Below are 19,901 nucleotides of genomic sequence, written 5' to 3' on the forward strand. Positions count from 1 at the left end.
ATTGTAGGGAATTTACACCCTTGGGTAAAGCCAATCTTTTAGATTGCTCTAATCGAAAAAGGGAGCCATGTGGCTCCCTCGTTTTACATTTGAAATTGATTAGCTTAGTAAAACACTTGGATCGACAAACTCAAGGTTTAGTGCCTCAGCAACCTCTTTGCAAGTGATCTTACCATGCATAACGTTTAGGCCGTTTAGCAGGTGTTGGTCTTGAAGTAGTGCCTTACGGTAACCAAGATCGGCTAACTTAATGATATATGGCAAGGTCGCGTTGTTGAGCGCGAAAGTTGAGGTGCGTGCGACTGCACCAGGCATGTTCGCTACACAGTAATGTACAACATCATCGACAATATAGGTTGGATCTTGGTGAGTCGTTGCATGAGAGGTTTCGACACAACCACCTTGGTCAATTGCGACGTCAACAATTGCGCTACCTGGCTTCATACGCTTGATATGATCTTTGGTCACTAGTTTAGGCGCTGCAGCGCCAGGAACCAGTACGCCACCAATCACTAAATCGGCTTCCAGTACATGCTTTTCAATCGCATCAGCGGTAGAGTAAATAGCCTTCACTCGGTTGTCGAACTGAGCGTTCAGGCGACGCAGAGCATCTATGCTACGATCTAGGATAACGACGTCAGCTCCGAGGCCGACAGCCATTTGTGCTGCATTGGTACCGACCATGCCGCCACCGATAATAACAACTTTAGCTGGTTCAACACCCGGAACACCACCAAGCAACATACCTAGTCCGCCTTTAGATTTCTCTAAGGCCATGGCACCCGCCTGAATAGACATACGGCCAGCAACTTCAGACATAGGGGCTAGTAATGGTAGACCACCACGGGCATCGGTAACAGTTTCATAAGCGATACACACGGCACCACTTTTAATGAGATCTTCAGTTTGTGGCAAATCTGGAGCAAGATGAAGATAAGTGAACAGTAACTGATCTTCACGTAACATGGCACGCTCGACGGCTTGAGGTTCTTTTACCTTAACGATCATTTCTGCTTTCGCAAAAACTTCAGCAGCAGTGTTTAAGATAGAAGCGCCGACATCGATATAGTCTTGGTCGCTAAACCCAATTCCTGCACCCGCATTTGTCTCTATATAAACTTCATGACCTTTAATGGTCAATTCGCGGACACTTGACGGAACCATACCAACACGATATTCGTGGTTTTTGATTTCTTTAGGTACACCAATTATCATCTTCGAGCCTCAAATTGAATAAAAACCCATTTATTATGGGTTGAATTGTTATTTTATAGGTCCTGAACGTGATTGTTTCAGGGAAATCTAGTATAGTATCAGTTCAGTAGTTGATGCTGCTGAAGTTTTGACATACGTAGCAATAAATGTTGTTTTAGTAATAAAGCAAGGTTAAAAATATGGTTAATAATAAAAAGAGTCCTATAAAAGACTTAGATCGCATCGATCGTAACATACTTAACGAGTTGCAAATGGATGGTCGCATTTCAAATGTTGAACTGTCTAAGCGTGTTGGGCTGAGTCCTACCCCCTGTTTAGAGAGAGTTAAAAGACTCGAAAAGCAAGGTTACATCAATGGATATACTGCGCTAGTTAACCCTCATTATTTGGGGGCTTCATTATTAGTGTTTGTTGAGATCACGTTAAATCGCGATACCGCGGAAGTATTTGATAAATTTAATCGGGCAGTGCAGTTGTTAGATGATATTCAAGAATGTCATCTAGTTTCTGGTGATTTTGATTATTTATTAAAAACGCGTGTATCAGATATGTCTGCATATCGCCGCTTGTTAGGTGAAACTTTACTAAAGTTGCCTGCTGTTTCTGATACTCGTACCTACGTAGTGATGGAAGAAGTTAAGCAAACCAATAGAGTTGCAATTAATGTAACGTTAGAGTCATAAGTCGATCTTTATCGATAAAAAGGAGCTTTCGTAGCTCCTTTTTTTTATTCCCGCATAGAATTTCGCCATTAACTCATCAATCTAAAGCTATTGTGCTGTATAGGCTGGGAAAACGCTGCATCGAGTAAATTATTTTGATATCTTAGCTCCACATATCATTTTCTTCATCGTGGGTTTTCGTTTGACTAAAGGAAATAGTGTAAAGACACTCAATGGAGTGCAGCGTCTTCTTGAGGGAGGACTGATCATCTGCTGCATGGCTGCGACATTTATCTTACTCGCCTTAAGCAGCTTTCATTCTTCTGATCCAGGGTGGAGTCAGTCTAATTTTGAAGGCGAGATAAACAACCTTACTGGTGCTGTGGGTGCGTGGTTGGCTGACGTATTATTTTATTTCTTTGGATACACGGCCTATATCATTCCGGTTATGGTGGCGTTAACTGGATGGTTGCTATTTAAACGCATTCATAAGTTACTTGAAGTTGACTACTTCTCTGTGGGCTTAAGGCTCATTGGTTTTCTGCTGATCATGTTTAGTTTAGCGGCACTAGCAAGCATGAATGCTAATGATATTTACGAGTTCTCTGCTGGCGGTGTGTCTGGCGACGTTATTGCTGGCGCTATGTTGCCTTATTTTAATCAGCTTGGGACCACCTTGTTGTTACTCTGTTTCGTTGGAGCAGGATTTACTTTGCTAACAGGTATCAGTTGGTTAACTATTATCGATGTGGTTGGATTTGCAACGATTTGGTGTTTCCTGCAGCTTAAAACCATCCCTGAGAAGTTTTCAAGTGCGCCAGAGACTGATGATACTAAAGGTTTTATGTCTGTATTTGATCGATTTAAAGAAAAGCGCGAACAAAGAGATCAACCTGATGACGAAGACCAAATTGATGATGACGCTGTGCCATCACCTCGGGATGCAGAGCCGTCATTTTCCTTACCTAACATTCGTGTTCAACCTAAAACCACGCGGGTAGAAACGCCTTCTGAACAGCCTGTTTCATTTGAATCTGACCATGGGCTAGAACAACAGAGCCATATTGAATCTATCAATTTTGATACTAAACACTCTGTCGGTGCAGTGGTTGATTCAAAACGTAAAGATGACAAGGCGAAAATAGTTGATGGCATCGTTATTTTGCCTGGGGGCGACGATGTGCAACCAAGTAAGCCAACAACGCCTTTACCGGATATTTCATTACTCGACGTTCCTGATAGAAAAGCGAACCCAATTAGCACCGAAGAGCTCGAACAAGTCGCGAGACTTGTTGAAGTTAAATTGGCTGATTTTAATATTGTGGCTAATGTTGTTGGGGTTTTTCCTGGCCCAGTTGTGACCCGATTTGAATTAGAACTTGCGCCAGGTGTCAAAGCATCAAAGATCACTAATTTGTCGAAAGATTTAGCTCGTTCATTGCTCGCAGAAAGCGTGCGGGTAGTCGAAGTTATCCCTGGAAAAGCCTATGTCGGGCTCGAATTACCGAATAAGTTCCGCGAAACCGTTTATATGCGTGACGTATTAGACAGTGAAGCTTTTGCTAATAGTCAGTCACATCTTAGTATGGTGTTAGGACAAGACATTGCTGGAGAGCCTGTCGTTGTCGATCTGGGTAAAATGCCACATCTACTGGTTGCCGGTACTACGGGATCTGGTAAGTCGGTTGGTGTGAATGTGATGATCACCAGCTTACTGTATAAGTCTGGGCCAGACGATGTTCGCTTTATCATGATCGATCCTAAGATGTTGGAGCTATCGGTATACGAGGGCATACCGCATCTACTGTGTGAAGTGGTCACCGACATGAAAGAAGCGGCTAATGCACTACGTTGGTGTGTAGGAGAGATGGAGCGTCGCTACAAACTGATGTCTGCATTAGGGGTGCGAAATCTTAAAGGGTATAACGCTAAGATTAAAGACGCGAAAGCGCGCGGAGAAGTGATAACCGATCCGCTTTGGCGTTCTCAAGACAGTATGGAGTCTGAAGCGCCAGAGCTCGATAAACTGCCATCAATCGTTGTGGTGGTTGACGAGTTTGCTGACATGATGATGATTGTCGGTAAAAAAGTAGAGGAACTCATTGCCCGTATCGCTCAAAAAGCGCGTGCTGCGGGGATCCATTTGATCTTAGCGACGCAGCGACCTTCGGTAGATGTTATCACTGGTCTTATCAAGGCAAACATCCCAACCCGTATGGCGTTTCAGGTGTCATCACGAATCGATTCACGCACCATATTAGATCAACAAGGTGCTGAAGCATTGCTGGGTATGGGCGACATGTTATTTTTGCCGCCCGGCACCAGTGTCCCAAATCGTGTCCATGGGGCATTTATCGATGATCATGAAGTGCATGCTGTTGTCGCCGATTGGCATAATCGCGGTAAGCCTCAATATATCGATGAAATTTTGCAAGGTTCCGCTGAAGGTGAGCAAGTGTTATTGCCTGGCGAAGCGGCTGAAAGCGATGAAGATACGGATGCGCTTTATGATGAGGCCGTTGCATTTGTGACAGAAACTCGCCGAGGCTCAATTTCGAGTGTGCAACGTAAGTTTAAAATCGGTTATAACCGAGCCGCCCGTATTATTGAACAGATGGAAGCGCAAGGTGTTGTCAGCTCACAAGGTCACAACGGTAACCGTGAAGTATTAGCGCCTCCACCACCTAAGAATTATTAAGAGCAGATGATGCTGCAATATAGCAACCGGATAGGAAACAAAATGTTGAAAACAATTTCTTTATTAACATTGAGTCTTGCGACATTGTTTACAACAAACGTTAGCGCTGATGACTCAGCATCTTTAAAACAAAAATTGGTCGAGCTTGACAGCTTGAAAGCCGATTTTAGTCAAACCGTGGTTGATATAAACGGTAAGCTTATACAACAGGGCTCTGGGCAATTTGCTCTCGCGGTACCAAATCAGTTTTACTGGCATTTAACCGCTCCTGATGAATCGCTTATTGTGGCAGATGGCAGCGATGTTTGGATTTATAACCCCTTTGCTGAAGAGGTGTCTGTCCTCGATTTAAACCAAGCGATTGATGCGTCTCCAATAGCATTACTCGTTCACCGTGATGAAACAACTTGGCAGCAATTTAAGGTTGAGCTTGCAGATAATTGCTATCAAATTTCACCTAAAAATATCGATTCTGGCGTAGCTAAGGTTGAAGTGTGTTTTTCAACAGATAGCCTGACTTCGATGAAGCTTGAAGATCAGCAAGGTAATATAAGTCAATTTCAGTTGACCGATCAGCATCAGCTTGCAGAAAGCGATGATGCTTTGTTTAAATTTGTAATTCCTGAAGGTGTTGATATTGATGATCAGCGCCTTAAAGCCATCAACTAAGGTTTTGTCGTGTCGAGTTTAAGCTTCGATTTTGCGCCTGATTTTAGGCCGCTGGCGGCAAGAATGCGCCCGGAAACGATTGAGCAATATATTGGTCAAGGCCACTTGCTAGATGAAGGCAAACCACTGAGAAAGGCGCTTGAAGCCGGCCGCGCGCACTCTATGATGCTGTGGGGACCGCCGGGGACAGGAAAGACGACCCTTGCAGAGCTTATCGCTCGGTACGCTAATGCCCATGTAGAACGAATTTCCGCAGTAACATCGGGTGTCAAAGAGATTCGTTCGGCAATTGAACAGGCGAAAAGTGTTGCTCAATCCCGCGGTCAAAGAACCTTGCTGTTTGTTGACGAAGTACACCGCTTTAATAAGAGCCAGCAAGACGCTTTTTTACCTTTTATTGAAGATGGCACCGTTATTTTTATTGGTGCCACCACGGAAAACCCATCGTTTGAGATCAATAACGCTTTGCTATCGCGCGCTCGGGTTTATCTGATAAAGCGCTTAGAAAACGATGAAATCGTCGATATTGTCCAGCAGGCCATTGCTGATATAGAGCGAGGTCTGGGCAAACGTCAACTTGTTATGCCAATAGATGTAGCGTTAAAACTGGCTAACATCTGTGAGGGTGATGCGCGTAAAGCGCTAAATCTCATCGAGTTAATGAGTGATATGCTCCCCGATGCCGGTACCTTCAATGAGCAATTACTTATCGAGGTTGCAGGTCAACAACTCGCGGGTTTCGATAAAAATGGCGATCAGTATTACGACCTGATCTCCGCAGTGCATAAGTCGATTCGAGGCTCTGCACCAGATGCGGCGCTGTACTGGTTTTGCCGAATGCTCGAGGGCGGATGCGATCCGCTTTATATTGCTAGGCGATTACTTGCAATAGCCTCAGAAGATATCGGCAATGCCGATCCTGTGGCGATGACGGTAGCGCTCAATGCTTGGGAGTGTTTTCATCGAGTAGGCCCATCAGAGGGCGAGCGAGCCATTGCACAAGCGATTGTCTATCTTGCCAGTGCGCCTAAGAGTAATGCGGTTTATACCGCGTTTAAAGCGGCGCGAACGTTAGCGAAAGAGACTGGGCAGGCGAGTGTGCCAAACCATCTACGTAATGCGCCCACAAAATTAATGGCCGATATTGGTTTAGGAGAGGGGTATCGTTATGCTCACGACGAACCTCATTCGTATGCCAGTGGTGAGTGTTACTTTCCTCCAGAACTTGCACACAGTCGGTTTTATTATCCTACCGAGCATGGATTTGAAAAGCGGATCAAGACCAAGTTGGAGTCGTTAGCCCAACTTGACCAGCAAAGTGAGACCAAACGTTATGAGTAATTTGTTGTTTGTGGCACTTGGCGGGTCAATTGGTGCTGTTTTTCGGTATCTGATCTCAATATTCATGATTCAGCTATTTGGCTCAGCATTTCCTTTTGGTACACTGGTCGTCAATGTTATAGGCTCTTTCTTGATGGGGACGATTTATGCCTTTGGTCAAGTCAGTGATGTCAGTCCCGAATTAAAAGCTTTAGTAGGTGTTGGCCTCTTAGGGGCACTTACCACGTTTTCAACTTTCTCTAATGAAACCTTGTTGCTTATTCAGCAAGGTGATTGGTTGAAAGCATTTATAAATATCGCTCTGAACCTTTGTCTATGTCTTTTCATGGTTTACTTAGGGCAGCAGTTGGTTTTCTCTCGTATTTAACTATTAAGAAACTAAAAACATGTTAGATCCCAAATTTTTACGAACGGAATTAGAAGCGACAGCAGAACGCTTAGCAACTCGTGGTTTTATCTTGGACGTTGGTCGTTTAAGCTCACTAGAGGAAAAACGCAAGTCATTACAAGTGGCTACAGAAGAGTTACAAGCATCACGAAATGCCATTTCTAAGTCTATTGGACAGGCTAAAGCAAAAGGCGAAGATGTTGCACCAATTATGGCGCAAGTTGGGGATTTAGGTGCCGAGTTAGATAGTAAAAAGGCTGAGCTGGCCGTGCTACTTGAAGAGCTTAATAGCATAGCCATGAGTGTGCCTAATCTTCCTGATGAGTCAGCGCCCATTGGTGCCGATGAAAATGAAAATGTTGAGATCCGTCGTTGGGGCGAACCAAAGCAGTTTGATTTTGAAGTCAAAGATCATGTAGATCTTGGTGAACTTCACAGCGGCTTAGATTTCAAGAATGCAGTTAAGATCACTGGTTCTCGTTTTATTGTCATGAAAGGTCAAATTGCGCGTATGCACAGAGCATTAGCGCAGTTTATGCTTGATTTGCATACGACAGAGCACGGTTATACAGAAGCTTATGTGCCACTTTTGGTGAATGAAGACAGCTTACTCGGCACAGGCCAGTTGCCAAAGTTTGGTGAAGATCTGTTCCACACTAAACCGGCTACTGAAGAGGGGCAGGGGCTGAGCCTCATTCCTACAGCTGAAGTACCTCTAACCAACCTTGCTCGTGATACGATCATCGATGAAGACGAACTACCTGTTAAGCTAACCGCACATACCGCTTGTTTCAGAAGTGAAGCCGGCTCTTACGGTCGTGATACTCGTGGACTTATCAGACAACATCAGTTTGACAAAGTTGAGCTTGTGCAGTTGGTTAAACCAGAAGATTCAATGACAGCATTAGAAAGCCTGACTCTGCATGCAGAAACGGTATTGCAAAAGTTAGGTTTACCATACCGTACCGTGGTGTTATGTACCGGTGACATGGGTTTCGGTGCGGCTAAGACGTTCGATATCGAAGTTTGGTTGCCTGCACAAAATACCTATCGTGAAATATCTTCTTGCAGTAACATGCAAGACTTCCAAGCTCGTCGTATGCAGGCTCGTTATAAGGCGAAATCAGCCAAAAAGCCCGCATTACTGCATACGCTTAATGGTTCTGGCTTGGCGGTTGGACGCACATTAGTTGCAGTGCTTGAGAACTATCAAAATGCTGATGGTTCAATAACGGTCCCTGAAGTGTTACGTCCCTATATGGGCGGGTTAACTCAAATAGGCTAACGTCTAGAGAAAATATGCTAAATGGATAATGGTGGACGCTATTTTCAATGGCTGAGCTATGTAGTGATTATTTGTATATTTGGTGCGGTAATGTTAGCTACATTTGGTAAAGCCATATTACTTGTTTTAGATAATTGGTCTTAAAAATCAAATAGAAGAAAGCCTAGTATTTGCTAGGCTTTCGTATTTTTAGCGCTAAATTACCTTGTTAATAAGGTGGGTTCTTTATTCGGCTTGGTATCACAGCCGGTCAAATACACTTGGCTGGCTTAGGTAGCCCCGCAATTTTTGTCGCTTGCTTAGCTGGGCCAGTAGGAAAAAGAGTATATAGGTATTTTGAGTTACCTTTATCGGGCCCTAAGGCTTGGCCGATCGCTTTGACTAACACGCGAATAGCTGGGCTGGTGTTGAACTCCAGATAAAAGTTTCGCACAAAATGGATCACTTCCCAATGTGCGGGTGTTAAAGCGATATTTTCGCCCTCAGCAATAACCACGGCCAGTTCTTCGTTCCAGTCTGACACGTTTTTTAAATAACCTTGAGGATCGGTCTCTATTTGTTGTGCTTGATATTGAATATAGCTCACCAGCTTATTACCTTTGAGTGCAGCATTGTTTGTTTAACAAACTCCGCCGACGAGATCTGTTGATATTGATTAAGCAATTGAGTTAATCCACGTGCGCTTACGTCCATTTCGAGTAACAACAGCTTTCGATTGATTAGCTGTTTCTTCCAATAGGGATGCAGCAGAGCGTTAACACCATCACCAATGAGCAGCAAGGTATCATCTAAGCTGCTATAACGTAAGCAGCAGGATAGAGCAGCATCTTGGGTTGGGGAGTCTTGAATGGTATGTAAGATCATCAGTACACTAATACTTCATCTGCTTTTTTGAGTCGTTGTTTTATTTGCTCGTTGCTTAACGCTTCAACGTCAATAAAACAGTCCTGTGTAGTTAACCCCATCGATACTAAAGATGTTTCGCACACAAATACATCTTCAATGTCATACAGTGACAGAGCTTTGAATGTGGAGATAAAATCTCGGCAACCAATTTTGCTCGGCATTTGGTTTGGCAGTAGATTAAGCACGCCATCATCGACAAAAATGACGCTCACTATTTGCTCAAAACTTGCGCTTAGCAGGGCGAAATCGAGAGCCTCTCTGCTATTGGCTTTGCCATGAGGCGAATGCCTAAATATTATGGTAATTGTTTTCACAAATTTGCCTTAAAAACTGATCACGCGATCTGCTTGTTCAATACCGGTGACCAATTCGCCAAGTCCGCCCATGACAAACGGTGCTGTTAGGTTCCAATGTTGCTGTTGGTTTTCTCTTGCTTCAATCTCAGATAGCACCCCGCGTCGTAGCGCTGCAGATACACAGTTTACTAACGGCACGTTATTAGCTATGCCAAAATCGGCCCATGCTTTGGTAAGGTGAAACTCATCTGATGCAGGGCTATTTAATGAGCTTGTTGATAGCACGCCATCTTGATAAAAAAATACTTTAATTATCTCATGACCTTGCTCAACGGCGGCTTTTGCAAAATCGAGTGCCTGATAACTGTTAGCGTAACCATAGGCAGGGCGATTGACTTGTATTAATATCTTGCTCATCAGATCCACTGTTGCTCACTTGGGGCAAAAAAATAGCTCCTTGTTATGGGAGCTATTCTATCGTAATTTAGCTTGATATCTCAAACCTTAGGCTGGATATCAAAAACGATTAATCGTCGCCACCAATACCCATAAGGTGCAAGATAGAGATAAATAGGTTTAAGAAATCTAAGTATAAAGAAACCGTTGCCCGAATATAATTGGTTTCGCCGCCATTCACGATACGGCTGGTATCAAATAAGATAAAGCCAGTCATTAACAGTGCAATACCCGCATTAAGCGCCATAAATACGGTTCCGCTGCCGATAAAGATGTTAGCTATACCCGCTACAATAGCGATAACAAGACCTGCGACTAAAAATCCCCTCATAAAGGAAAAATCTTTTTTAGTCGTTAGGGCATAACCACTCAGAGTAACAAATACAACAGCAGTTAAACCAAGAGCTTGCATAATTAGCTGAGGGCCGTTTGCCATACCAGCATAATGATTTAGTATGTAACCTAATGATGCGCCTTCCATGCCAGTAAAAGCAAAAACCCAAAACAAGCCAGCAGCACTTTCCGCTTTACGTAATGTAACAAAAAGCAAAACTAGTCCACCAATTGAAAGACCTAGCGACATCATAGGTCCTATCTGCATGACCATTGCAAGCCCTGCACACAATGCTGAGAATGCTAATGTCATCGACAATAACATATAGGTGTTTTTGAGTAGTTTGTTTACTTCTTGGGTCGAAGCATGTCCTGCATAAAGTGTTTCTTGTGTCATTGTAGTCTCCAGTGACTTTAAATAACGTGATATTTTATTTGAGTGTAAATGTGATTATCAGTTCCATTAGATGAATAACATTTAACCCTAAATGAGATTAATCATACCTGAGCAGTCTCTTAGGTTAAAGCGATTAAATAACTAAATATAAATCAATTTAATTAAACCAATCTTTTTGTAGTTTCTCGCTATCGCCTAAATAGTCTAGTACCCATGCCATTGCTTGTGATGTATTTGTGTCATTCCAGGCCAAACAACAGGGACTCGCAGCCTTGGGTCGTTCGAGTTGCTTTTCAATCAAGGCGCCAGCAGCCACAAAAGGGGTGGCAAAATGTTTTGGCATATAGCCAATACCAAGTCCTTCGCGAAAACAGTTTATGGCGCGGATCCAATCAGGAACAACAAGCCTGCGTTGATTATCGAGTAGCCAGGTCATACGTTTAGGTATCTCTCTTGATGTATCTTCCAAACAAATTGAAGGATAAATCCTGAGTTCATCATCGTGAAGAGGGCGGTCAATTGAGGCCAGAGGATGATTTTTACTGACTAAAAAGCTCCACTCAATATTTCCCATATCTTTAAAGTGATAATCGCCACCAACCGGAATAGCGGTGGTTGCACCAATCGCAATATCGCTACGGCCAGTCGCAATCGCTTCCCAAACGCCATTAAATACTTCAATACGAATGATCAACTCGACGTCGTCAAAGTGACGATAGAAATCTGCGATGAGTACGCTGATTTTGTCGGCTCTGACGATATTATCTAGTGCGATTGATAAGGTGGGTTGCCAGCCGTTTGCCACTTGTTTGGTATCGACTTTTAGCGATTCGAGATTGGTCAATAACAGTCTAGCTTGTTTTACAAAATGCATTCCTGCAGGGGTTAAACTAACACTTCGGTGATGACGTTCGAATAAGATAACACCGAGTTCTTCTTCTACTTGTTTGACGGCGTAACTTACGGCCGAAGGGACTTTATGAAGTTTGTTAGCTGCCGCTGTAAAACTTCCAACTCTAGCGACCATGTCGATAAGTTGCATGGATTGTTCTGAAAGCATTGTGCGGACCTCTGCTGTGATTAATTTTGAAGGCTGCATGCAAAAATAACCGTTTCACAAGTATTTGGCAAGTATCTACACTGCACGTCTTCTTGTTAGCTATAGTGTGTATGTATGAAATTTATTAATAAAAGCGGACGCTTGCTGTTTCTTGGTTACTTAGCGTTACTCAGCATGTTAGGTTTTGTTGCAACCGATATGTATTTACCTGCATTCAAATCAATTGAAATGACATTTGATACTAGTGCCGCGCAGGTGGCGAGTTCACTGACCTTTTTCTTAGCGGGTTTAGCCATTGGTCAGCTTCTTTATGGGCCATTGGTGCAGCGTTATGGTAAGCGGGTGAGTTTACTTATTGGTTTGTCATTGTTTGGTGTTGCCAGTTATACCATAGCGATAAGTGATTCGATGCTAATGTTTAATATTGGACGCTTTTTCCAAGCACTCGGCGCTTGTAGTGCTGCGGTTATTTGGCAAGCCATCGTGATTGACAAATATGACGCGACAGAGGCACAAAAGGTATTTAGTAATATTATGCCATTGGTCGCACTTTCTCCAGCATTAGCCCCTATCTTAGGTGCCTATGTTCTTGAACATAGCGAGTGGAGAACCATCTTTATCATGTTAACTGCACTAACAGTATTATTGATGTTAGCCACCGTATTATGGGTAAAAAAAGAGCCTGTTAAGCTTGGTGGAGACGATAATCACGCCGTTAGCTATTTGGATATGTTTAACAGCCCTAAATACCTAGGTAACGTGATAATTTTTGGCGCTTGCTCAGCAGCGTTTTTCTCTTACTTGACCCTTTGGCCGATTGTAATGGAACAGCATGGTTATCGAGCTACTGAGATCGGGTTAAGTTTCATTCCGCAGACCATCATGTTCATTGTTGGTGGTTATATGAGTAAGGTGTTAATCAGAAAGGTTGGAGTAGAGCAAAGCTTAACGCTATTACTGTTATTATTTGGTCTCTGCGTTGCTGGTATAGCGTTCAGCACCTTGGTTTTAAGAAGCGAAACTATCTGGCCATTGTTAACTATTTTCTCAATCCTTGCCGCTGCAAATGGTGCTTGTTATCCGATTGTTGTTAATAGCGCGCTACAAGTTTTCAAGCACGCTTCTGCAAAAGCAGCAGGATTACAGAACTTCTTGCAGATAGGGATGGCCTTTGGTGCATCCTCACTGGTCGCCATTTGGGCTTCACAGGGCGAAGTGACTATTGCACTAGCTATAGTCGTGTGTTCGGTCGGTGTATTAGCTGGTTATAGAATAAGAAAATTATCAAATTGGAAAATATTAACCGATGAGTTACAGACGCCAGATCCCGCTAATATTGCGTTATATCGTGATAAAGAGAATAAAGATTGATTGATAGTTAAACGAATAAGTAGCTGGCGATAATTTTCTCTTTACATCAGGGGTAGTCAGCTATATTATTCGCGGCGTTCGGAGAGATGGCAGAGTGGTCGAATGCACCGGTCTTGAAAACCGGCACGGGTTTATAGCCCGTCTAGGGTTCAAATCCCTATCTCTCCGCCATATTGAAAACAAAAAAAGCCGTTGATTATCAACGGCTTTTTTGTTTTTGGCGTTAGAGAGGCTTTCCAAGAGGATTGGCTCAGACAATGTACCTTTATCGAGCCCCTATATAACCTTAAACAAAGCATGAGTAGTCGCGGTCATTGCTGGGACAATGCGGTAGCCGAATCGTTTTTTCGTAGTTTAAAAAAGAAAGGATTAAAAAACGGGTCTACAAGACCCGTGAACTGGCGCGTAGCGATATATTTTATTATCGCCAACGACGCCATACGCACCTCGGTGGAGCGAGTCCTGAAGCGTTTGAAGCAGTCTCAAAATGAGGCTTTAAAATGTCTAGGGTTCTGGGGCCAGTCCACGTTCGATTTTATCGGAAATAGAAAGGTTAGGTGTTGCTGTTACTGATTTGCATCTCTGTCCAATTCATCGCCTCATCTAATGTAGGGAAGATCTCAAAGGGCATAACATTGAGATAAATTTTGCGCCATATAGGATCCATTAATCTTCTTCCCTCAGTTTCTTTGGAGATCACATAAGAGGTACAGATTCGATGGTTTTTAATACTATCTGACTGGACACCTTTTTTTATTAATTCAATAGCATCAGGAGGGCACGTAGCTGAATTATGTATGCACACAATAAGCCCCCAGGGCTCGTTGGGTTTGAGTTGATTGAACAAAGTCACCATTTTTTCTCGATAGATCTTGATAAGCTCTAGATTCCACGGTCCCCCAATATTGGCCACTATAATTTGGTTTGAGCAGCTTATCTCTACTGAGCCATGAGCAGGAAATTCCATTAAATTCGCCTTATATTGAACTGTTAATATCACACGATACTTTGCTAGTTCGATTAAGTGATTAGTGTTTCCTCTATACTAGTTAGATTAAGTGTGTCGTCAAATAAAAACGTGTTTAGCTTGCCATTTTTACCCATAATTTTGGCGTGTCTGTGTACTGTAACTCGTCACTTAACGCACAGTAATTAAAACGAAATTTTCTAGTTTGAAATGAATTTATAGCCAATCGACGCGCTGGCGATCTGGCACTATCGTTACGAGCAATATCTACGATGTAATTTTGAGTTACTCAGGTATACTCAAAGATAAGATGACGTTTTGGAGCTACAAATGCTTGATGACGATAAGAAGCTAGTGATCTTATGCAGAATAGAACCTGGTTGTTTAGGACCCGATGGTATTGATCATATTGCTGACTTTTGTCGGTATGCTAATCAAGAATTAAAGCGTGAGGAAAGCCATTTTATAAGATGGTTGCCACTGCCAAGGTATGATAAATCGCTGCCTGAAATCGAATATTCGGTAGGCAACAAGGGGTTATCTCGTACCCAAGCTACTGCTTACCTTAAGGTATTTAATAAAGATTTGGCGCAATTTGAAGAGCAATTTCATGATCTACTTGCGTTAATGATCAATCAATTTTTATCCTTTCGATAGCGTGAATAAGCAAAGGTAATTGCCACCGTAAATCGTGAAATATAATTAACCTAATCACTTCATTCATCATTCTGATGGATGGGTATTAAAAAGTGTTAATCGTTTGAGGTTGTTATTCAGGAATATCTGACGGGGGATGCATTTTTTAGCCTCGAACCGATAGTGATAAGGCGCTTGCTTGTCTGGGATGATTTCTGCACTCGTTAGCTTATGTTCAGTGGTCATTCCTGCTCTATCAAACTCAGTGATTTAAATTTTTCTATGCTGGTTTCAGAAGATTAGGCAAATGAGGCTATTACCAATATGCATGGCTAAAGGAGCGATACTTTTAGGGCGTAATTTTGTTATCATGGGAGCTTAGCGCAAAATTTTCTCTATGTTCTATAATTTTTTACTTCCACTCTTACTTAGGTAGACAAACGCTCTCGTTTTAAGGCTTCGTTATGAAACATGTTGTAGATAAAATGCTTGATACTCACAAAGATTTGGTTCATTCGGAAGGCGTTAAAATTGTTTCGCATACTCAGCGACAGATTGATGAGTGGGTGCAGCATACGGTAACGATTGAAGGGTGTGATGCACCTTTTAAGTTTCGACGAACCAAGAAGTATCGCAGTCTACAAGGCCAAAAAGTCAACATGACCTATTATCCAGAAACCGAGACGGTAGCGGGCTTTGATTTTGAAATAATGAAAGTCGTTAGAATCAAACGCTTTTAATATTGTTTATAAGCGCTGCTGATTAAAAAATAGCGTCTTGAATGACTGGTGGTTTGTATCAATGATATTGCGCGAATCGTCGTCATATCCTTCCGCCATTCAGTAAGCTAAAAGTGATAGAACTAAAAAAGGAGCCAATAGGCTCCTTTTTTCATCTAGCGATCAGATGCTATTTAGCTGTCATTAATGCAACAGCGTTATCTAGCATACGATTACTAAAGCCCCACTCGTTGTCATACCAAGACATAACTTTAACCAAACGACCGTTAACACGAGTTTGAGTTGCATCGAAATTTGACGAGAAAGCATTATGATTGAAATCGATAGATACCAATGGCTCGTGGTTAACTGATAGCACTTCACTCATAGGTGCCATGCTAGCCGCGCGTTCAATAATCGCATTAACTTCTTCAACCGTAGTATCGCGAGCTGCGATAAATGATAAGTCAACCAAAGAAACGTTTACTGTCGGTACGCGAACAGCCATACCATCAAATTTGCCAGCCAATTCAGGTACAACTAAACCAACAGCAGCAGCTGCACCAGTTTTAGTCGGGATCATTGACATAGCAGCAGCACGAGCACGACGTAGGTCGGTGTGGTATACGTCTGATAAACGCTGATCGTTAGTGTATGCGTGAATCGTTGTCATTAGACCTGATTCGATACCAATCTCATCATTTAACGGCTTAGCAAATGGCGCTAAACAGTTAGTTGTACAAGAGGCATTAGAGATCACTGTCATATCAGCAGTGATAACGTCGTTGTTTACGCCATATACAACCGTTGCATCAACATTTTTACCAGGTGCAGAGATAATCACTTTCTTAGCGCCAGCGGTTAGGTGGGGTTGAACGGCTTCTTTAGAAGTGAAGATACCAGTACATTCGAATACGACATCAACGTTTAGCTCAGCCCATGGCAATTTGCCTGGGTCACGTTCAGAGAAGGTAACAATCTTATCTTCGTTTACGTAGATAGCTTCTTCGTCATGATCAACTTTAGCGTTGAAACGACCATGCACAGAATCATACTTGGTTAGGTGAGCATTGATTGAAGCATCGCCTAGATCGTTAATTGCTACGATTTTGATTGGATAGTTCTTTTCGCTTTCATATAACGCGCGAAGTACGTTTCTACCGATACGGCCATAACCGTTAATTGCAACGCGGATAGTCATCTCATATCCCTCAGGTAAATGTATAAAAATAATCTGGTAGTAAAATTACCAAATTGACAGCGACCGTCAAGTAATATCCCCAATATTCGGTGATTTAGGTTAACAAATTTACTGATTTCTTTACAGTGGTCAGGTTTTTTACAAAAAGTCGCTATTTTTCTGTAAAAAAAATACTAGTGGCAAACATTTTGCCGAGCGCTATATGGGGCAAGTCGGCAGGCTAGTTTGAGGCGTTTAGCTGTTGCCTAATTTCACTAGAAGCGTAGTCACCGTCATTGAGATGGTTTACTAAAGTTTCAGCTTGTTCTGTTAAAAAGGCTTCAAGTTTAGGATCGTCTTTGACCAAAGCACTCATTTTTTGAGCTGAGGCGGTATTTGAAGTCATTAAGACATTGGCTTTGGAAAAAAGATAAGTCTTCTCTAAATTATTTTCCTGATGATAAATACTCGCCAGACCAAGCAACCAGTTAGGGTCAAACTCTTCTCTAGATGCAATATCTAGCAGAGTGAGATACAAGCTTTTTGCTTTATTAAGATCAGACTTTTGGTAATAGGCCGCTAAATGAGCCAATATCAATGGATCTTTGACTTCACCAGCACGCTCCATTTTTATCACTCTGGCTTGAGCTTGTTGATCGCCAAACCTTACCCAATGGTAAAACGAAAGATAAAGATCTTTACTGTTTTTAGTTGAATCGCGAAGTTCAGCCAAGTTCTGTGCACTAATACCAAATGCTCGCACTCTATCATTTGTCCGTTCAGGATGAAGTATATGTTGTACTCCAGCTGCGAGTTCAATGCACTTACTGTATTTTTCGAGATTAATGAGATGTTGATAAATCTGTTTTCCAGAGGGGGAAGGGCTGTTCTTTAACGCGTAGCGCTTTTGGATCAGGTCTGATTTTTCATAACGACACCAACTGTCGCGATGTAAATCGTCACACAGCTCAGGATTATTTTTACATATAGTGTCGGTATTGACGGCATTATCACATCCAAATAGCCCAAAAATAGCGAAAAGAGATAATAATGGTGTAATGATTACAAAATTTGCTCTCAAATGAACGTCCTTTCGTGAGTTTATCTAATATTATTACATAGTTAGCGAAAACATCTTACTAGATCAAAAGCCGACTTTTCATTACAATAGCGCCGACCAATAACTGGAATCACATTCCGATAATAATAGAGTATTGGTCTTTTCTTTTTGTTACTCAAATATTTCTACAAATAAATGTAGTTAAAGTGAGATAAAGGACCTGCAATGACCGCTGATAAACACCTACAAAGTTGGCAAGAACGTTTCGAAATGGCAGAGGCTATGCAGCCTTTACTTGGTAAGCTATACCGTAATCAAGGTGTAGAAGTGGTGTTATATGGTAAACCCCTTCTTAATGCTTCCACTATAGAAATCATTAAATCGCACCGCTTAGTGCGCCGTCATGTAGGTGACAAACTAAGGTTGCGTGAAAGCTTCCCATTTGTTGAAGCACTTAGCAAACTTGCAGTAAAACAATGCAAAGTCGATATTGGTAAATTGGCGGTTAACTATTGGCGTGAGCACACTGATGCAAGCCAAGTTGAAGCGTATATGGCCCATGAACTTGCTTCAGCAATCGACCATGAAGACAATCAGCAGGCGAGGGATGTTGTTTTATATGGTTTTGGTCGTATTGGACGTCTATTAGCGCGCTTATTGATTGAAAGAACGGGCGTGAGCAATAAGTTATGTTTGCGTGCAATTGTTCTTCGTGGTGGTCGCAAAGGTGATCTAGAGAAACGTGCAAGTTTACTTCGTCGCGACTCAGTCCATGGACCATTCAACGGCTCTGTCGAAGTCGATGAAGAGAACAATGCGATCATCGCAAACGGGACTTACATCCAAGTCATCTATGCTAACTCGCCAGATGAGATTGACTATACTCAGTATGGTATCAATGACGCACTGGTTGTTGATAATACGGGTATTTGGAAAGATGAAGACGGTCTCGGTTTACATCTTAAATCCAAAGGCACATCAAAAGTGCTGTTAACTGCGCCCGCAAAAGGTGCAATTAAGAATATCGTTTATGGTGTCAATGAAAGCGACATTTTAGATGAAGATACCATAGTGTCTGCCGCAAGTTGTACTACCAACGCTATCACGCCAGTGTTAAAAGCGGTTAATGATAAATATGGCATTATTAATGGTCACGTAGAGACGATTCACTCTTATACCAATGACCAGAACTTAATTGATAATTACCACAAAGCAGATCGTCGTGGTCGTAGTGCGCCATTAAATATGGTTATCACAGAAACGGGTGCGGCTAAAGCGGTTGCTAAGGCGCTACCAATACTTGCTGGCAAACTTACAGGTAATGCGATTCGTGTTCCAACGCCAAATGTGTCGATGGCTATTATTAGCTTGAATCTAAATGGCGAAACGAATAAAGAGGATATGAACGAATACCTACGTAATGTTGCGTTATGTTCAGAGCTTCAAAATCAAGTCGACTATACCGAGTCAACAGAGATCGTCTCTTCAGATCTGGTCGGTTCTCGTTATGCTGGTGTAGTTGATTCGCAAGCGACCATCGCTGAAGGCAACCGTACGATTCTTTATGTATGGTATGACAACGAGTTTGGTTATAGCTGCCAGGTGGTTGGTGTGATGCAGAAAATGTTAGGACTTAATTATCAGTCTCTACCTGCTGCTTAAAAGCTGATCAGTTTATAGCTTACTGTTATAATTTAAATGCCCTAGCAAAGACTAGGGCATTTTTTTATCAATAAGATGATGTTGCTGATTAACAAAAAACCACAAAGGTGAATATTGCAGCAAACAGTTAATTAAACTCAATTATTACTAAAAATAGCGTTGACTCTTTTTGTTAAATCGGTAGAATTCGTTTCCGCAGTCAAGGGAAAGCTTTTTAAGTTAACCTCGATGATATTGAAAGTTATTACATAATGCGACATTAGCTCAGTTGGTAGAGCGATACCTTGCCAAGGTATAGGTCATCGGTTCGAACCCGATATGTCGCTCCAATAGTTACATATTGGGTTAACGCCTTCGATATAAGGCGCGATGGCAGAATGGCTATGCTGCGGATTGCAAATCCGTCGATCTCGGTTCGACTCCGGGTCGCGCCTCCACTTTTAGTTTTAACGTTGTTAACGGTAAAACACACATTGCCCGTGTGGTGGAATCGGTAGACACAAGGGATTTAAAATCCCTCGCTGAATAAGCGTGCCAGTTCAAGTCTGGCCACGGGTACCATCTTAAGATGACAAAAAAGCCTCAATAGTTGTTGAGGCT

At 42.3% G+C, this 19,901-nt stretch carries 20 protein-coding genes, 4 tRNA genes and 1 pseudogene; 15 read left to right on the forward strand and 10 right to left on the reverse strand.

Annotated elements, in window-relative coordinates; translation table 11 throughout:
- Positions 1-99: 99 nt before the first annotated feature.
- Entirely contained in the window at positions 100-1,215 is a 1,116-nt protein-coding gene (gene ald, locus K0I62_RS09155) for an alanine dehydrogenase (RefSeq protein WP_220071127.1), read from the reverse strand.
- A gap of 179 nt (positions 1,216-1,394) precedes the next feature.
- On the opposite strand from ald, the gene lrp reads away from it, so the two are divergent.
- The 6 genes from lrp (at position 1,395) to serS (ending at position 8,258) form a co-directional block, all read left to right on the forward strand.
- A complete protein-coding gene (lrp, locus tag K0I62_RS09160; protein ID WP_220071128.1) occupies positions 1,395-1,898 on the forward strand; it encodes a leucine-responsive transcriptional regulator Lrp in 504 nt (167 codons plus the stop codon).
- Positions 1,899-2,079: 181 nt separating this feature from the next.
- Positions 2,080-4,575, forward strand: a complete 2,496-nt coding sequence (locus tag K0I62_RS09165) for a DNA translocase FtsK (protein ID WP_220071129.1) — start codon at positions 2,080-2,082, stop codon at positions 4,573-4,575.
- A 42-nt stretch (positions 4,576-4,617) separates the two neighbouring features.
- On the forward strand, positions 4,618-5,244 hold the full coding sequence (gene lolA, locus K0I62_RS09170) for an outer membrane lipoprotein periplasmic chaperone LolA (protein ID WP_220071130.1): 627 nt from the start codon (positions 4,618-4,620) through the stop codon (positions 5,242-5,244).
- A 9-nt stretch (positions 5,245-5,253) separates the two neighbouring features.
- Positions 5,254-6,585 carry a replication-associated recombination protein A gene (locus K0I62_RS09175; RefSeq protein ID WP_220071131.1) on the forward strand — a complete coding sequence of 444 codons (1,332 nt, stop codon included), beginning with the start codon at positions 5,254-5,256 and terminating at the stop codon, positions 6,583-6,585.
- Positions 6,578-6,952: a fluoride efflux transporter CrcB gene (gene crcB / locus K0I62_RS09180; protein ID WP_220071132.1), complete on the forward strand. Its 375-nt coding sequence runs from the start codon at positions 6,578-6,580 to the stop codon at positions 6,950-6,952. The genes K0I62_RS09175 and crcB overlap by 8 nt, the downstream gene beginning before the upstream one ends.
- 19 nt (positions 6,953-6,971) lie before the next feature.
- Positions 6,972-8,258 (forward strand): serine--tRNA ligase, encoded by a 1,287-nt coding sequence (gene serS, locus K0I62_RS09185; RefSeq protein WP_220071133.1) that lies wholly within the window; start codon positions 6,972-6,974, stop codon positions 8,256-8,258.
- A 250-nt stretch (positions 8,259-8,508) separates the two neighbouring features.
- Here the strand turns inward: serS and K0I62_RS09190 are convergent, their stop codons facing one another.
- From K0I62_RS09190 to punR, 6 genes are all read right to left on the reverse strand, one after another.
- On the reverse strand, positions 8,509-8,844 hold the full coding sequence (locus K0I62_RS09190) for a TusE/DsrC/DsvC family sulfur relay protein (RefSeq protein ID WP_434086832.1): 336 nt from the start codon (positions 8,842-8,844) through the stop codon (positions 8,509-8,511).
- A complete protein-coding gene (gene tusB / locus K0I62_RS09195; RefSeq protein ID WP_220071134.1) occupies positions 8,841-9,122 on the reverse strand; it encodes a sulfurtransferase complex subunit TusB in 282 nt (93 codons plus the stop codon). Before tusB ends, K0I62_RS09190 begins: the two co-directional genes overlap by 4 nt.
- Positions 9,122-9,478 (reverse strand): sulfurtransferase complex subunit TusC, encoded by a 357-nt coding sequence (gene tusC / locus K0I62_RS09200; RefSeq protein WP_220071135.1) that lies wholly within the window; start codon positions 9,476-9,478, stop codon positions 9,122-9,124. The genes tusB and tusC overlap by 1 nt, the downstream gene beginning before the upstream one ends.
- A gap of 9 nt (positions 9,479-9,487) precedes the next feature.
- Positions 9,488-9,877, reverse strand: coding sequence for a sulfurtransferase complex subunit TusD (tusD, locus tag K0I62_RS09205; protein WP_220071136.1), 390 nt, complete (start codon positions 9,875-9,877; stop codon positions 9,488-9,490).
- 109 nt (positions 9,878-9,986) lie between these two features.
- Positions 9,987-10,646, reverse strand: coding sequence for a Bax inhibitor-1/YccA family protein (locus K0I62_RS09210; protein ID WP_220071137.1), 660 nt, complete (start codon positions 10,644-10,646; stop codon positions 9,987-9,989).
- A gap of 157 nt (positions 10,647-10,803) precedes the next feature.
- Complete coding sequence (gene punR / locus K0I62_RS09215; protein ID WP_220071138.1) at positions 10,804-11,706, reverse strand: DNA-binding transcriptional activator PunR; 903 nt, start codon at positions 11,704-11,706, stop codon at positions 10,804-10,806.
- A 114-nt stretch (positions 11,707-11,820) separates the two neighbouring features.
- On the opposite strand from punR, the gene punC reads away from it, so the two are divergent.
- The 3 genes and pseudogenes from punC to K0I62_RS09230 all read left to right on the forward strand — a co-directional run.
- Entirely contained in the window at positions 11,821-13,077 is a 1,257-nt protein-coding gene (gene punC / locus K0I62_RS09220; RefSeq protein ID WP_220071139.1) for a purine nucleoside transporter PunC, read from the forward strand.
- 80 nt (positions 13,078-13,157) lie between these two features.
- Positions 13,158-13,248, forward strand: a tRNA-Ser gene (locus tag K0I62_RS09225).
- A gap of 69 nt (positions 13,249-13,317) precedes the next feature.
- A pseudogene (locus K0I62_RS09230) lies at positions 13,318-13,568 on the forward strand (integrase core domain-containing protein); the annotation flags it as partial.
- 62 nt (positions 13,569-13,630) lie between these two features.
- Here K0I62_RS09230 and K0I62_RS09235 read toward each other — a convergent pair.
- Positions 13,631-14,044: a hypothetical protein gene (locus K0I62_RS09235; RefSeq protein ID WP_220071140.1), complete on the reverse strand. Its 414-nt coding sequence runs from the start codon at positions 14,042-14,044 to the stop codon at positions 13,631-13,633.
- 330 nt (positions 14,045-14,374) lie between these two features.
- Between K0I62_RS09235 and K0I62_RS09240 the strand changes: the two genes are divergently transcribed.
- Together K0I62_RS09240 and K0I62_RS09245 are read left to right on the forward strand one after the other, a co-directional pair.
- The gene (locus K0I62_RS09240; protein ID WP_220071141.1) at positions 14,375-14,701 is read left to right on the forward strand and encodes a hypothetical protein; all 327 of its coding nucleotides are present in this window, start codon (positions 14,375-14,377) and stop codon (positions 14,699-14,701) included.
- Positions 14,702-15,144: 443 nt separating this feature from the next.
- On the forward strand, positions 15,145-15,420 hold the full coding sequence (locus tag K0I62_RS09245; RefSeq protein WP_220071142.1) for a hypothetical protein: 276 nt from the start codon (positions 15,145-15,147) through the stop codon (positions 15,418-15,420).
- A 169-nt stretch (positions 15,421-15,589) separates the two neighbouring features.
- Here K0I62_RS09245 and gap read toward each other — a convergent pair whose 3' ends face one another.
- Together gap and K0I62_RS09255 are read right to left on the reverse strand one after the other, a co-directional pair.
- Positions 15,590-16,600 carry a type I glyceraldehyde-3-phosphate dehydrogenase gene (gene gap, locus K0I62_RS09250; RefSeq protein ID WP_220071143.1) on the reverse strand — a complete coding sequence of 337 codons (1,011 nt, stop codon included), beginning with the start codon at positions 16,598-16,600 and terminating at the stop codon, positions 15,590-15,592.
- A gap of 220 nt (positions 16,601-16,820) precedes the next feature.
- On the reverse strand, positions 16,821-17,660 hold the full coding sequence (locus K0I62_RS09255) for a DUF2989 domain-containing protein (protein WP_220071144.1): 840 nt from the start codon (positions 17,658-17,660) through the stop codon (positions 16,821-16,823).
- A 204-nt stretch (positions 17,661-17,864) separates the two neighbouring features.
- Here K0I62_RS09255 and K0I62_RS09260 point away from each other — a divergent pair, with 204 nt between their 5' ends.
- The 4 genes from K0I62_RS09260 (at position 17,865) to K0I62_RS09275 (ending at position 19,862) form a co-directional block, all read left to right on the forward strand.
- Positions 17,865-19,301 (forward strand): glyceraldehyde-3-phosphate dehydrogenase, encoded by a 1,437-nt coding sequence (locus tag K0I62_RS09260; protein WP_220071145.1) that lies wholly within the window; start codon positions 17,865-17,867, stop codon positions 19,299-19,301.
- Positions 19,302-19,554: 253 nt separating this feature from the next.
- A tRNA-Gly gene (locus tag K0I62_RS09265) sits at positions 19,555-19,630 on the forward strand.
- A gap of 34 nt (positions 19,631-19,664) precedes the next feature.
- Positions 19,665-19,738: transfer RNA gene (locus K0I62_RS09270), tRNA-Cys, on the forward strand.
- A gap of 38 nt (positions 19,739-19,776) precedes the next feature.
- Positions 19,777-19,862: transfer RNA gene (locus tag K0I62_RS09275), tRNA-Leu, on the forward strand.
- Positions 19,863-19,901 lie beyond the last annotated feature (39 nt).

This window comes from Shewanella psychrotolerans, assembly GCF_019457595.1.
Classification (GTDB): Bacteria; Pseudomonadota; Gammaproteobacteria; order Enterobacterales; family Shewanellaceae; genus Shewanella; species Shewanella psychrotolerans.